13 protein-coding genes are annotated in these 13,800 nt (G+C 54.8%); 11 read left to right on the forward strand and 2 right to left on the reverse strand.

What is annotated here, in order from left to right; genetic code table 11:
- Nucleotides 1-6 precede the first annotated feature (6 nt).
- From gspH to gorA, 7 genes are read left to right on the forward strand one after another with little or no spacing between them, the layout of a single operon-like run.
- A complete protein-coding gene (gspH, locus tag ACFOMG_RS07880) occupies nt 7-609 on the forward strand; it encodes a type II secretion system minor pseudopilin GspH (RefSeq protein ID WP_376865859.1) in 603 nt (200 codons plus the stop codon).
- Nucleotides 599-973, forward strand: a complete 375-nt coding sequence (gene gspI, locus ACFOMG_RS07885) for a type II secretion system minor pseudopilin GspI (protein WP_376865860.1) — start codon at nt 599-601, stop codon at nt 971-973. Before gspH ends, gspI begins: the two co-directional genes overlap by 11 nt.
- Nucleotides 973-1,701: a type II secretion system minor pseudopilin GspJ gene (gene gspJ / locus ACFOMG_RS07890; RefSeq protein ID WP_376865861.1), complete on the forward strand. Its 729-nt coding sequence runs from the start codon at nt 973-975 to the stop codon at nt 1,699-1,701. Before gspI ends, gspJ begins: the two co-directional genes overlap by 1 nt.
- A complete protein-coding gene (gspK, locus tag ACFOMG_RS07895) occupies nt 1,698-2,759 on the forward strand; it encodes a type II secretion system minor pseudopilin GspK (RefSeq protein ID WP_376865863.1) in 1,062 nt (353 codons plus the stop codon). The genes gspJ and gspK overlap by 4 nt, the downstream gene beginning before the upstream one ends.
- A 30-nt stretch (nt 2,760-2,789) precedes the next feature.
- Nucleotides 2,790-3,995: a type II secretion system protein GspL gene (gspL, locus tag ACFOMG_RS07900; protein ID WP_376865865.1), complete on the forward strand. Its 1,206-nt coding sequence runs from the start codon at nt 2,790-2,792 to the stop codon at nt 3,993-3,995.
- Entirely contained in the window at nt 3,992-4,495 is a 504-nt protein-coding gene (gene gspM / locus ACFOMG_RS07905; protein WP_376865866.1) for a type II secretion system protein GspM, read from the forward strand. Before gspL ends, gspM begins: the two co-directional genes overlap by 4 nt.
- A gap of 48 nt (nt 4,496-4,543) precedes the next feature.
- Nucleotides 4,544-5,899: a glutathione-disulfide reductase gene (gorA, locus tag ACFOMG_RS07910; RefSeq protein WP_376865867.1), complete on the forward strand. Its 1,356-nt coding sequence runs from the start codon at nt 4,544-4,546 to the stop codon at nt 5,897-5,899.
- On the opposite strand, the gene ACFOMG_RS07915 is transcribed toward gorA, so the two are convergent.
- Nucleotides 5,896-6,924 carry a DNA-binding protein gene (locus ACFOMG_RS07915; RefSeq protein ID WP_376865868.1) on the reverse strand — a complete coding sequence of 343 codons (1,029 nt, stop codon included), beginning with the start codon at nt 6,922-6,924 and terminating at the stop codon, nt 5,896-5,898. The genes gorA and ACFOMG_RS07915 overlap by 4 nt on opposite strands.
- A 144-nt stretch (nt 6,925-7,068) precedes the next feature.
- Between ACFOMG_RS07915 and ACFOMG_RS07920 the strand changes: the two genes are divergently transcribed.
- The gene (locus ACFOMG_RS07920) at nt 7,069-8,097 is read left to right on the forward strand and encodes a site-specific integrase (RefSeq protein WP_376865869.1); all 1,029 of its coding nucleotides are present in this window, start codon (nt 7,069-7,071) and stop codon (nt 8,095-8,097) included.
- Nucleotides 8,098-8,181: 84 nt separating this feature from the next.
- Here ACFOMG_RS07920 and rapA read toward each other — a convergent pair whose 3' ends face one another.
- Nucleotides 8,182-10,959 (reverse strand): RNA polymerase-associated protein RapA, encoded by a 2,778-nt coding sequence (gene rapA / locus ACFOMG_RS07925; protein WP_376865870.1) that lies wholly within the window; start codon nt 10,957-10,959, stop codon nt 8,182-8,184.
- Nucleotides 10,960-11,233: 274 nt separating this feature from the next.
- On the opposite strand from rapA, the gene modA reads away from it, so the two are divergent.
- Genes modA through modC form a run of 3 tightly spaced genes read left to right on the forward strand, consistent with a single transcriptional unit; the run spans nt 11,234 to nt 13,794 of the window.
- Entirely contained in the window at nt 11,234-12,007 is a 774-nt protein-coding gene (modA, locus tag ACFOMG_RS07930; protein ID WP_376865872.1) for a molybdate ABC transporter substrate-binding protein, read from the forward strand.
- Nucleotides 12,004-12,693: a molybdate ABC transporter permease subunit gene (gene modB, locus ACFOMG_RS07935; protein ID WP_376865873.1), complete on the forward strand. Its 690-nt coding sequence runs from the start codon at nt 12,004-12,006 to the stop codon at nt 12,691-12,693. Before modA ends, modB begins: the two co-directional genes overlap by 4 nt.
- Before the next feature lie 9 nt (nt 12,694-12,702).
- Nucleotides 12,703-13,794 carry a molybdenum ABC transporter ATP-binding protein gene (modC, locus tag ACFOMG_RS07940; protein ID WP_376865874.1) on the forward strand — a complete coding sequence of 364 codons (1,092 nt, stop codon included), beginning with the start codon at nt 12,703-12,705 and terminating at the stop codon, nt 13,792-13,794.
- Nucleotides 13,795-13,800 lie beyond the last annotated feature (6 nt).

Raw genomic sequence — 13,800 nt, forward strand, 5'->3', positions numbered from 1 at the left:
GTTATTGTGCACCCGTCAAAACCATCCATTTTAAGCCGGCGTTCTGCCGGCTTTACCTTGCTGGAGGTTCTGGTTGTACTGGCCATCATCGGTGGTCTGATGTCGATTGCAACCTTTACCTCCAGCAGTAATCCGGCTCAGGAGGAGACGGAGCAGTTTGCCCGCCAGCTCACGGTACTGCTCGAAGCGTATCGTGAAGATGCCGTGTTTCAGAATGTTGATTTTGGCGTGGCAATGGACCTGCAGGAGCTGATGTTGCTGTCCTATCTGGATGTCAACAGTCAGCAGGTACGGGCAATGGATGGCAAAGAGCAGGCGAAAGTGGCTAAAAACCCCTGGCAGCCCCATAACTCCGGGCCGCTGAAAAAAGAACTGCAGGCGCCGGAAACAATCGAGTTCCGATTGTTAATTGAAGAGCAGGAAATCGATTTTGATGAGTTGCTGGAAGAGGACAGCGGCCCGAAGCCGGCCTTATTGTTTTTATCCTCCGATGAATACACACCGTTTGTGCTCGAGCTGAGTCACCGCCAGGACAACAGTTTTATTGTGCGTCTGCGCGGTGATGGTTTTAGCCCGCTTTATACCGAAGTGGAGCGTTATGAAGATTAAACGCCGTCAGCAGCAGGGTTTTACCTTACTGGAAGTGATGATCGCGGTTACCGTGTTTGCGGTTATTGCCACCACCATCAGTCAGACCACCAGTCAGAGTGTCGGCAACTTGTTGTACCTGCAGGATAAAACCCTTGCGTCCTTTGTGGCGGAGAACCAGCTGACCGATATCCGCCTGAATGGCTTTCCCGCTATTGGTGACCGCAATGACGTGGTGGATATGGCGGGCCGTGAGTGGCGGGTTAACACCAAAGTTGAAAACACCCAGCTACCGGATACCCGGCGGGTAACGGTATCGGTTGCTGCGCTGGAAAACAAAGAAGCCAATCTGGCCAGTATCGCCACGATTGTAGGGAAATACTGATGCAGCGACCGGGTGGATTTACCTTACTCGAAGTACTGGTTGCGGTGGCCATTACCGCCATGCTGGGTGTGGGTGCCAGCCAGCTGCTGCGCAGTGTGATCGACACCAAAGAAGCCACGGATATCACCTCCGAGCAACTGATCAGTCTGCAGCGCTTTAATCAGGTGGTCAGCCGCGATATGGAACAGTTTATTAACCGCTCGGTACGGGATCAGTACGGTGATTCTCAGGCATCACTGATTCTCGACAATGGTGAATACCCGATTGAATTCACCCGTGCCGGCTGGCGTAACTCTCCGGTAGCCAGTAATCCACGCAGTACCCTGCAACGGGTAGCTTATCGCCTGGAGGCGCTCGACAGCGACGCCTGCAAACCAGCGCGCGAACGTTTATTGCGCTGGGGAATGGCGGAGCCGGAGGGCGATTGCCTGGTACGTTATTTCTGGCGCGTGCTCGACCGCACCAGTGACTCTGAGCCCGCGGCTCAGGTGGTACTGGAACAGATTACTCTGCTGGAAATGGAAGTGCTGGCAGAAAAACAAAGCGCCACGCCTCAGGCTTCTGGCTCAACTCCACCGGAGCGAGACTGGTTCAGTTCATGGCCGGCACTGCAGGGCGGCAATGGTGAAAATGATGTGCCGGTTGCGATCCGCTGGCGGTTTGAACTGCCGCGTATCGGAGAGCTGGAACGCACCTGGTTGCTGGCCCACGACGGGGAATTGCAATGACACTGTTGATGCGCCGTCCGCGCCCGGTTTCGCTGCAGCGTCAGCAGGGGTTAGCACTGATTATGGTGCTGCTGGTATTCGCCGTGGTGTCGGTGTTGGCAACGGCTATTATCGACCGTCAGGCCACCGATATTCAGCGCAGCGGTAATATGTTTACGTTGCAACAAACCCGGGCGTTCACTTATGGCGCCGAGCAGGCGGTGCGCACCGGTTTGTATCTCGACTGGAAAGCCGATAAAGAAAAAGATCATGGCAACGAAGAATGGGCAAAACCAAGAAGCTTTCCTCTCGAGCCCGGGAAAATTTACGTTTCTATCCGCGATGCTCAGGGGCGGTTTAATCTCAACAGCATGGCGGCCGAAGCGGCAAATAAAACCCTGCAAACCAAACGTTTTGCCAACTTGTTAAATATTCTCGGGCTGGATGTGCAGCTGGCCTCCCGTGTCAGTCGCTGGATGGATAAAAACAGCCAGGCCGACGACGTGTATCAGGCGCAGGAGCCACCGTACCGCGCCGCCTATCAGGGCTGTAAACACGTATCGGAACTACTGCTGATCGAGGAGTTAGATCAGCAAACCTATCAGGCGTTGTTGCCGTATGTGTCCTGCCTGCCATTTGACGTGCAACTGAATGTTAATACTGCCAGTGCTGCCGTGCTGGCATCGCTGGCTTCCGGGCTGACGTTGCAGGATGGTGCCAGCCTGGTGAGCGCCCGCACGGATAAAGGCTACAGCAGTGTCGATGAATTCTGGAATCAGAGTATTCTCGAACGTTATACTCAACCGCAGCCTGCTGGCGACAAACAGCCGCCGGCAACGGAAAAATGGGACAAAGGCGCGTTCAGTATCAACAGTGAATATTTTGAGATGTTTGCCCGGGTCGATCTTAACGATCGCTATGCCACCAGCGAAGCATTAATCCGGCGCGACAAAAACGATGCCCGTATGACGGTGTTGTATCGTGACTATTCACGCCGCGAAGAGAAACCCGTGGCGCCGCAAGCCGGCGACAGCGGACAGAATTCAGCATCAATTCCCCCGGCCGCTGGTCAGCCTTAAGGGCCGGGTCAAGCAGAGTAAGCAGATAACATGGAAACAAAAAAGGTTCAGTGGCAAAGCGCACAAGGCTGCTGGTTAGTCGGAGGCCTGCACGATGATTTACTCCAGCAGGGTGTTCCTCTGGAGCAATGGGCTGAGGGACAGCCGGACCTGGTGTCCGTTACCCTGGTGCTGGCCGCCAGTAACTATTCCACGCACTGGGTGGCGATGCCCGGCGTCAATCAGCGCAATCTGGCCAAAGCGCTGCCGTTTGCGCTGGAAGAGTTCCTGATTGAAGACGTTGATCAGTACCTGGTGGTGCCTGCCGGTAAAGCCGATAAAAAAGTGCGCGCCTATGCCGTAGCGGCCGATCTGATTGAGCGGCTGCTGCAGGAGTGTGAGCTGCATCATGTTCAGGTGCGTGAGTTAATTCCCGAAACCAGTCTGTTGCCACAAACGCACCTGCTGCGTCATCAGGGTGACGGCTGGCAGCTGTTATTGCCCGGGCACTTTGAAGGCTGGATTCCGGCAAGCGCATTAACCCCGGTACTGGAAAGCCTGCTGGATGATTATCGCGCTGATACGCTGGCGGTGTGGTCGGATGGGCTGGATCAGGCCAAGATGATCAAAAGCAGTCTGGAGACCGGTTTTGCCGATGTTTTTGGTGAAATCGATTTGCTCGCCAGTACCTGTGATGAACAAATAGAAAGCAACCTGGAAAACAAAACCTGCAGTCTGCTGGTTGGCCGCTACCAGGTGCGTGAAACCCGGCAGGACAAACCGGCTGCCTGGTGGAGTTCGCTGGCTGCTCTGGCGGCAGTTTGGCTGGTTCTGCTGGCCGGGTATCTGTTTATTGATAACAGCGCGTTGCAGGCTCAGGAAAAAGAAGTGCGCCAGGCTGCCAATGCTCTGTATAAACAACTTTTCCCGGGCGAGCGCATTCGCTCTCTGGATCGTCAGTTCCGCGAAAAACTGGCCGGCGGAGGCTCCTCCGGCGATGCCGGCTTTATTCAGCTGGTTAACACCACCTCGAAAGTGTATGCCGCCAAAGGTTTGCAGCAGAAAGTGCAGTTGCAATCGATGCGTTTCAGTGAACGTCTGAATGAACTCCTGATTGAGGTGCGGGCCAGTAGCCTGGCTGAGCTGCAGCAACTGAAGCAGGCGCTGGAGCAAGAAGGCCTTAGTGCCGAAGTAGCCTCGGCGACGAACGATAAAAACGGCGTCAAAGGGCGCCTGAAAGTGGGAGGTGCAGCATGAATCGCATGGAGCAACTGAAACAACAGTTCAGCAATCATCCTCAGGTTCAGGCAGCCAAAAACTGGTATCACACACTGCCTGGCCGCGATCAGCTGATCGTCAGGGCGGTTGCTGCGCTGGTCGTGGCGGCGCTGGTGTTTTTGCTGATCTACGCGCCACTGATTAAGCAGCAGCGCAGCCTCAGCAGCAAACTTGATCGTGCGGTCGCCAGCTACAATCGCATCGCTGACAATGCCCATAAATTTGGTAGTGCGGGAACTTCTTCCGGCCCGGTCTTGTCTGTGGTTACTCAGCAGGCGCGTAAAAGTGGCATCACTCTCAGTCGTTATGAGCAGGATGGCAAAGGATTGCGCGTTTGGGTGGATAAAGTTGCCTTCGATGACGCCATTAGCTGGCTGGAGAATCTGCAGGCAGGCCAGGGCATCCGGGTGAGTCAGATCAACATCGAACGTAAAGACAATCCGGGCTGGGTGGACGTGCGTGCCACACTGACCCCATAAATTTCCTTATTCTGATGCCCGGTGCTTGCCGGGCTGGAGCAATAACACGTGAGTTATGATTTCGATTTGCTGGTCATAGGTGCCGGCTCCGGTGGTGTGCGTGCCTCCCGTATGGCAGCAGCCAAAGGCGTTCGGGTGGCTGTTGTTGAAAACCGTTATCTGGGCGGTACCTGCGTCAACGTCGGCTGTGTCCCGAAAAAGTTGTTTGTCTACGCCTCTGAATACGCCGAAAAGTTTGAAGAGGCGCGTGGTTTTGGTGTGCAAGGGCAGCTGCAGGGCTTTGACTGGTCGACTCTGCGGGATAACAAAAGCACTGAAATCAGTCGCTTAAATGGCATTTATAATAACTTACTGGAGAACTCCGGGGTTACCATTCTGCATGGCAGTGCCAGCTTTAAGGATGCACATACCGTGCTGGTTGATGGCCGCGAGTACCGCGCAGAACGTATTCTGATCGCTACCGGTGGCTGGCCGTTTAAGCCGGACGTGCCCGGAGCGGAGCATGCTATTACCTCAAACGAAGCCTTTTTCCTGGAGCAGTTCCCCCGGCGTGTCATTGTTGTTGGCGGTGGTTATATCGCTGTCGAGTTTGCCGGCATATTTAACGGCCTGGGCGCTGAAACCACGCTGATGTATCGCGGCGAGCAAATTCTGCGTGGCTTTGACGAAGGTATTCGCCAGTTTGCGGCGCAACAAATTGCCGCCAAAGGTGTGAATATCCTGACCCATAGTGATATCGAACGCATTGAAAAGCAGCCTGATGGCAGTCTGATTGCCACGCTGAAATCCGGCGACACTCTGGCTGCGGATGCCATTATGTATGCCACCGGCCGCCGCCCCATGACCGATGGCCTGAAGCTGGAAGCTGCCGGCGTTAAAACCCGCGAAAACGGCACTGTGATCGCCGATGACTTTTTTCAGACATCAACACCTTCCGTTTATGCGTTGGGTGATGTTATTGGTACGCCGGCCTTAACCCCGGTGGCGCTGGCGCAGGCGATGAAACTGGTGGCGCAGCTGTATTCAGATGATCGTTCATCAATGGATTACGACAACATTCCGACGGCGGTGTTTTGTCAGCCTAATATCGCCACGGTAGGTCTGACCGAGGAGCAGGCGCTTGAGCGCTATCAGGACGACGTCACTGTGTTTGAATCCAACTTCAAACCGATGAAACACACCTTGAGTGGATTGCCGGAGCGCACCTTAATGAAGCTGATTGTTCAGACCAGCAGTGACGTGGTGGTTGGTGCTCATATGGTAGGCCCGGATGCCGGTGAAATCATCCAGGGGCTGGCGGTGGCCATCAAGGCAGGCGCCACCAAGGCGGTGTTTGACAGTACCATCGGCATTCACCCAACGGCGGCGGAAGAGTTCGTCACCATGCGCACGCCACGCGGTTAATTTCCGCTTCCGGGGTCGGCGTCTGCCGGCTCCGTTTTCCCCTGCAATAAGCGTTCAAGCAGCTGGTCTTTGGCTGACAGTTGCGCTTCAAGAGCCGCAATAGTCAGTCGCAACTGCTGCTGGCTTTCTTTTGACTCGTCTTCCCGCTGTTGCTGCAACGCCAGTTGTTGCTGTTGTTGTTGGTTCAGCAGCTGTAGCTGTGTCAGTTGCTGAAGCTGCTGCTGAAACTCATGATCCTGCCGGGCTAGCTGTTGCTGGCAGGTCGAATGTTGTGTCCGTGCGTCATCCAGCTGCCGTTGCAGATTGCCGCTATCAGCCAGCAACCGGCCGTTGTCTTTGGTTAATTCTGTGATGTCACTCTGCTTAAGGTTAATCGTCTGATTCAGGGTGCGGATTTCCGCCTGTAGTTGCTGTATCTGCTGTTCATGCTGACGCAGATCCTGATCGCGCTGAGTCTGAACGGACTGGCGGTAATGCTGCAGAGCATCGCGGTTATGGCGATGTTTTTCTTCCAGTGAGTCAATCTGGTTCTGCTTTTCTTCGATCAGGCTCTGAAGGGCTTCTGCCTGCTGATGATTTTGCCTGGCTTCGGTCTGCCAGTGATCGCGGGCGCTGATGACGCTGAGCAGTTGTTGTTCGGTATCGGCCAGCCGCTGTTCACTTTGCTGCAGTGTATCGCGCAGTTGTGTCACTTGTTGCTCCAGCTCGTGGTGCTGCTGTTGCATCTTGCGTTGCTGCTGATCAGCCTGGTGTTGCTGTTCCTCAACAAGTTGCTGAGCTTCCTGTTTCAGGGTGCTTGCCAGGCGGCAGATTAACTCACGAATCGGCTGACTCAGTAAGGCTTCGTCATCAAGCTGAGTGGCTTCCTGCTCCTCAATCTCTTTCAGATAACGGTGGATGGTCGATTTGGAACCGGTATTACCCAGTGCTACCCGCACCGCATCAATAGAAGGGTTTTTACCCTGGCTGATCAGGCTTTGCCGTGCTTTTGCCACCCGAACTTTATTAATCCCGCCTCTGGCCATGTTCTTACCCTAATTTTAAAAGTGTTCAGATGTCAGTTTCGTACTGTATTACATACTATGTATATACATACTATTTTAAATGTTATTTATAAATTTGAAAGTCAATTTATAACATCAGATAATTCAGGATTATTTAATGTCAGAGTGAAAAAACGGCTTATGGCGCGCCAGAAACACGCTTCAGTACACCCGGCAGAAGCCCTGCCGCAGGAACGTCAGACGCAGGAAAACCGGCTCGCCCCCGGTGTCGAGGAGTATTTACGCGCCGCCACGCGTGATAACACCCGCCGAAGCTATCGCGCTGCTGTAGAACACTTTGAAGGTCACTGGGGAGGGCTGCTGCCAGCGACGGCCGACAGCGTCGCCCGTTATCTGGCTCATTATGGCGGTCAGTTGTCTCTGGCGACCCTGAAGCAGCGCCTGGCAGGCTTGTCTGTCTGGCATCAGCAGCAGGGATTTGCCGATCCGACCAAGGCGCCTCACGTCAGAAAGGTGATCAAAGGCATTGCCGAACTGCATCCGGCCAAGAGTAAGCAGGCGCAGCCGATACAGCTGGAGCAATTGCAACAATTAGCCGCTTATCTGCAGCAATCAATCGAGCACGATGATCCACCTCAGGCATTAACGGCGCTGCGCGACCGCGTCATTCTGTTGCTGGGCTTCTGGCGGGCGTTTCGCAGTGATGAGCTGGTGCGACTGGAGGTTCAGCATATCCAGGCAAAAAGCGGGGCGGGGATGTCGTTATGGCTGGCGCGCAGCAAAGGGGATCGCAGCCTGCAGGGACGTGATTATCAGGTTCCGGCACTCAGACAGCTATGTCCGGTCGAGGCCTATATCGACTGGATTGATGCTGCCGGGCTCGGGGAGGGTAACGTATTTCGAGCCATTGATCGCTGGGGCAATATCAGCTCATCAGGTATGCACCCGGTGAGCATTACCAACATTCTGCGCCAGCGCTTAAGTCAGGTCGGGTTAATGAATAGCAAGGGCTTTAGCAGCCACTCCTTACGACGCGGATTCGCCAGTTGGGCAAATGGCCAGGGCTGGGATACCCGCAGGTTGATGGAGTACGTTGGCTGGCGTGACGTGCAATCGGCGTTGCGTTATATCGATAACCCGACGCCCTTTGCCGCACAGTGGCTGGCCGATGCGCCGGGTAAACACGAGAGTTAAAACCCGGCTATTCAGATTCTGCCGATACCCCCACCGGAAGGGTGGTGGCATCAGGGTCGCATGCTATTGAGTGGTGTTGGAACTTTAGCCGCAGAACACCAGGCGGACACTGTCGAGCACCAGTTGTGCATCACGGATGGCGGCCAGCACCGCATCCCGCTCGCGCTTCACATTGTCGACCAGTTGCTGGGAGATGTTTGGATTTGCGCGCGACAGGGCGGTCAGCCGTTCAAGCCGATCAGAGAAAGCCTGTTCTGCCTTATCGTGGGCGCGCTCAACCATTTTACTCAGCTGACCGGCACCCAGCTTCTCCAGCTTGTGAATCAGAGGTTTTACCTCGTCTTCTTTTTGCTCAGCCAGGCCGCGAGCGGTACCTTTCTTCAGTGGCAGCGCAAACCCTGGCAGCGACTCAGGCTCATTAACCTTTAAGTCACCTTTGGGCGTCATCATCAGATGCATCGCATCCGGCGGCAGATAACGCTCAACCTGCAATGCTTTCGGGGCTGAACAAATGGCGACAAATTGTAATTGAATAAAACAATCACCGGTGCGGTGACCATGATCTTCGATGTAACCAACAGACGAGTTGCCCGCCGGGCTGCTGACAATCAGCTCCAGCGCCTGATCAATAAAAGGGTGTTCCCAGCTGAGGAACTGGACATCGTCGCGCGATAACGCCACATCACGGTTGGTTGTTGCCATAAAGCCGTCTTCCGGCAGGTGTGGCATATCCGGAACCAGCATATGGTCGCCCGGTGCGATGGTGATACAGTCGCCTCCCAGGTCGGCCAACTCTAGACCAAACGCATCAACAAACAGTTCGATAAAGTCGTTCAGGTCGGCTTCGTCTTCAATGTGAGTGATGGTCATTTCCTGAGCCAGCTCACGGGCCTTGTGTGGGTGACAGGAATGTAATTCCAGCAACCGGTCACGGCCCTGTTCAAGCGCCTGCAGCAAGGCATCACGCTCATCGGCCAGCTGTTGGGTTAATGCTGCGATATCCTGCTCACCCGCCAGTGCGGCCAGAATATTGGCTTTGTGTTTTTCCAGCAACGGCTGAGCGGCCGGATTCGGGCGGCTGAATACGTCCATGCCGTCATTCAGCAATTCAGCCCAGCGGCCACTGGCGTGGTCGGCAAATACCGGGATGTGAATCTGAATGTCGTGCTTCTGGCCAATACGGTCCAGACGGCCGATGCGCTGCTCAAGCAGGTCACAGTTAAACGGCAGATCAAACAGCACCAGATGATGGGCGAACTGGAAGTTACGGCCTTCACTGCCAATTTCGGAGCACAGCAGGATTCGCGCACCTTGCTCATGATCGGCAAAGTAGGCCGCTGCACGGTCACGCTCGACCAGATCCATCTGCTCGTGGAATACCGCTGCCGGAGTGGCATGACTTTCCCACAGGTATTTCTCCAGATCCAATACGGTCTGAGCGGAATGACAGATCAGTACGATTTTGTCTTTTTTCTGTTGCTGCAGCAGCTCTACCAGCCACTGGCAGCGCGGATCACTGCTTTCCCAGCCACTGATACCCAGTTCCGGGAACAGCTGCTGATCCAGTTCGCTAGCTGGCTGCTGAGCAAAGGCCGGTGCCGGCAGGGCATGCAGGGTAGCCAGTCGTTTAGGGAAGCCGGTTACGCCATGACGGGTGTTGCGATACAGCGCACGCCCCGGGCCACAGCGGTCAATCAGGTTCTCTAATTGTTTATTGCGGTCATCACTGGCGACACTGTCGGGCAATAAATCCGCCAGCAATTGCTGCTGAACAGCACTCAGCTCATCATCACCGGCCAGCGCAGACGCTAACCCGGCAATCGGCTGATATTGTTCCTGCTCCGCCAGGAATTGCTCCAGGCTTGGGTAACGTTCCGGATCAAGCAGGCGCAAGCGGGCATAATGGCCATTAATCCCCAGTTGTTCCGGTGTTGCCGTCAGCAGTAACAACCCCGGGGTGGTCGCGGCGATCTGATCAACCAGACCATACGCCTGATCATGACCATCCACATCCCATTCCAGGTGGTGCGCTTCGTCAACAACCAGCATGTCCCAGTCGCTGTCTGCCATTTGTGCAGCAACCACTTCCTGCGTCGCAATCGAAAGAGGGCACAGGAATAACTGGTTCTCTGCAAACATATTGGTGGCTTCACCTTCCATTGCCGCCAGGCGGTTTTCGGCCACCATGGCTTTATCGACGATGGTGAAACGCAGATTAAAACGCCGGATCATCTCAACCAGCCACTGGTGCAACAGGTGGTCGGGCACCAGAATAATGGCCCGCGCAATACGTTGCTGCAGCAACAGGCGATGCAGAATCAGGCCCGCTTCAATGGTTTTACCCAGGCCCACTTCATCCGCCAGCAATACCCGGGGGATGGAATCCTGCGTGACTTGTTCCGCAATATACAACTGGTGAGGTAATAAACTGGTGCGGCCACCCAACAGGCCATAAAAAGGGCGCTTACGTAGCTTGCTCAGTTGTTGCAGGGCAATCTGGCGCAGCTCATACAGATTGTTGTTGTCAATCTGGCCGGAGAACAGCCGGTCGGCTGGCTGATTCAGCTGGATCTGGCCACTCAGGTGGGTTTCCGGAATAAAGCGCTCATCATCACCATAAAACAGGATGTCGTTTTGTTCCTGCACCTCAGTGATGGTCAGGCTGCTGCCATCCTGCAACGGCACAACATCGCCAACCTTAAATTCAACCCGGGTTAATGGGGCGTTTTCTTTGGAATAGGTGCGGATATCATCAATGACCGGGAAATAGACGGTCACCATCCTGAAATCAACGTCCTGAATTAACCCTAAGCCTAAATCCGTTTCAGCCTCACTAATCCAACGTTGACCTACTGAATACATGCCGTTCTGATACCTGCGTTGACTGGGTTTAAAAAAGGGCGCGGAGTTTAACTGATCCGGGATAAAAAACCTACCGCTTCAGGACCTTTGGCGGAGGATGCCCGGAATACCACAGGCGCGAATTGAATGCCCGGGCCATGAAGAATGATTGCTCTCTGCATATCACCTATATTTCCGATAATTAATATTATCGGAATATTTGGAGATTGACATTCCTGATGCCGGCGACTGCCTTTTCTTGTCTTGTTGTGTGTCTTGTCGCAGACTGTGCCGCATGAAGTCTTTCGCCCGTTATCACAGCCGATTATGCCGCCGGATCGCAGCCCTCAGTGCGGTTGCGCTGTTGAGTATCAGCAACCCGGCAACCAGCGATGAGCTGACCATTGCCGTCGCCTCAAATTTTATTCAGCCACTGCAACGCTTAAGCCAGCTGTTCGAGCAGCAGAGTCCCCATACGATCCGCATTGCCAGCGGCTCATCTGGCAAGCTGTATGCCCAGATTCTGCATGGCGCACCGTACGATATATTTATGTCGGCCGACAGTGATAAACCAGAACGCCTGGTGCAACAGCAACAAGCCATCGCCGGTTCACGCCAGACCTACGCATTAGGCCGCCTGGTGCTGGCGACCAATCAGCCGCAGCAAGCTGTCTCTGTTGAGACACTTATTTCCGATAATTATCAGAGGCTAGCCATTGCCAATCCAAAGCTGGCACCCTATGGCGCAGCCGCCGCGCAGTGGCTGGCATCCCTGAATTACCAGCCACAGCCGGGCAAATTGGTGCGTGGTGAAAATATTGCTCAGACCTACCAGTTTGTTCGCAGCGGCAATGCCGATCTTGGGCTGATCGCCCTGTCGCAGGTAAAAAGCTCCGATTTCACCGGCCGTTACCTGCTGCTTGCCGCAGACCAACACCCGGCCATCAGGCAACAACTGGTGGTACTTAATCGTGGGGCAGATAACCCGGCGACAACCGCTTTTATTACGTTTCTTAATACGCCTGAAGCCCGCACTGTGATTACACAACTGGGGTACCTGCTACCGTGAATGTACTGACGAGTGCAGACTGGCAGGCGCTTTGGCTAACCTGCAAATTGGCCGGTCTGACAACCGCACTGTTATTGTTGCTGGCTACGCCACTGGCCTGGTGGCTGGCCAATACCCGCAGCCGGATGCGTGGACTGATCGGTGCTATCGTCGCCCTGCCGCTGGTACTGCCGCCCACGGTATTAGGGTTTTATTTATTACTGGCACTGGGTCCGCAAGGCCCGATAGGTGCACTGACTCAATGGCTCGGAATCGGCTTATTACCGTTCAGCTTTGCTGGTCTGGTGGTGGCGTCGGTGTTTTATTCGCTGCCATTTGTAGTGCAACCGATTCAGAATGCCATAGAAGCCATGGGGCCACGCCCTTTTGAGGTCGCCAAAACCCTGGGGGCCGGCCCGGTTGACCGGTTTTTCAGCATCCTGATTCCCCAGGCCCGTGCCGGTTTTATTACCGCCGCCATTCTTGGCTTTGCTCACACGCTGGGGGAATTTGGCGTGGTGTTAATGATTGGCGGCAATATCCCGGGTGAGACCCAGGTGTTATCGGTGCAGATCTATGAACAGGTAGAAACGCTGCAATATGGCCGCGCGCATTATTTATCGGCACTGCTGGTCGGGTTCTCATTGTTGATTTTGTTATTGCTGTACGGCCTGCGCCGCAATCCGCGCCTTATGTCCTGGAAATAAACCACCGCCATGTCTGACATCCACATTTGCTGCCAGCTGCCCCGCTCCGATGACTTTACCCTAGACGTTAACTGCGTGCTTCCCGGGCGGGGTGTTAGCGCCATCAGTGGCCACTCCGGCTCTGGCAAAACCACTCTGTTACGGTACATCGCCGGACTGGAAGCCGCAGACGCCGGACACAATCAACTGAGCATTGGCGATCAGTCGTGGCAATCCGCCGGTAAGACCCTGGCGCCTCACCGGCGCAAACTGGGTTACGTTTTTCAGGAAGCCAGCCTGTTTGATCATTTGTCGGTCGAAGGCAATATCAGCTATGGCCGGCGCCGCAGCCAACAACCACTGGCAGCACACACGCTGAAGCAACTGTATCAGGTACTGGGTATCGAGCATTTATTGCAGCGTCCGATTCAGCAGCTATCGGGTGGTGAACAGCAACGGGTTGCGATTGCCCGGGCACTGGCAGGTAACCCGCAGATTCTGTTAATGGACGAGCCGTTATCCGCCATTGATCAGGCCCGCAAGCAGGAATTATTGTCTTATCTGGAGTCGTTATTCCGCTGGCTCGACATTCCGGTGTTGTACGTGACTCACTCAATGGCCGAAGTCAGCCGTCTGGCTGACCATTTATTGGTACTGGAGCATGGCAGCGTGATCCACCAGGGCCCGGCAAACCGTGTGCTGGCGGAATTATCACGACCACAACAGCTCGGCATTGATGGCCCGTTAACCAGTATCTGGCTGGGGCACATCGAAGCGCATGACGAAATGTGGCAGCTCAGCCAGGCACGCTTTGGCGAGATACGATTGCACCTGCCGCAAGCGCATCAACTGCAGCCTGGTGATTCGTTACGGCTGGCGATTGAAGCCCGGGACGTCAGCCTGTCGTTAACAGAAGATGCCAACAGCAGCATCCAGAACCGCCTGGCTGGCCGGATTGAAAAACTGAACCAGAGCCCGGATGCTCCCTACGCCGATATCGCCCTGCGCCTGTCCGGGCAACGTCTTTGGGCCCGGGTTACCCGTAAAGCGTGTCATGAGCTGGCATTGCAACCTGGCATGTTGGTCTGGGCACAAATTAAAGCAACGTCGATATTGCCCTGATCCGGA

The sequence above is a fragment of the Bacterioplanoides pacificum genome (genome assembly GCF_042648445.1).
Classification (GTDB): Bacteria; Pseudomonadota; Gammaproteobacteria; order Pseudomonadales; family Oceanobacteraceae; genus Bacterioplanoides; species Bacterioplanoides pacificum.

Excerpts from the sequence above, each read along its gene's own strand:
- gspM (WP_376865866.1), top strand. The coding sequence starts at position 3,992 with ATGAATCGCATGGAGCAACTGAAACAACAGTTCAGCAATCATCCTCAG.
- gspL (WP_376865865.1), top strand. The coding sequence starts at position 2,790 with ATGGAAACAAAAAAGGTTCAGTGGCAAAGCGCACAAGGCTGCTGGTTA.
- gspI (WP_376865860.1), top strand. The coding sequence starts at position 599 with ATGAAGATTAAACGCCGTCAGCAGCAGGGTTTTACCTTACTGGAAGTG.
- rapA (WP_376865870.1), bottom strand. The coding sequence starts at position 10,959 with ATGTATTCAGTAGGTCAACGTTGGATTAGTGAGGCTGAAACGGATTTA.
- ACFOMG_RS07915 (WP_376865868.1), bottom strand. The coding sequence starts at position 6,924 with ATGGCCAGAGGCGGGATTAATAAAGTTCGGGTGGCAAAAGCACGGCAA.
- gspK (WP_376865863.1), top strand. The coding sequence starts at position 1,698 with ATGACACTGTTGATGCGCCGTCCGCGCCCGGTTTCGCTGCAGCGTCAG.
- modA (WP_376865872.1), top strand. The coding sequence starts at position 11,234 with ATGAAGTCTTTCGCCCGTTATCACAGCCGATTATGCCGCCGGATCGCA.
- gspJ (WP_376865861.1), top strand. The coding sequence starts at position 973 with ATGCAGCGACCGGGTGGATTTACCTTACTCGAAGTACTGGTTGCGGTG.
- modC (WP_376865874.1), top strand. The coding sequence starts at position 12,703 with ATGTCTGACATCCACATTTGCTGCCAGCTGCCCCGCTCCGATGACTTT.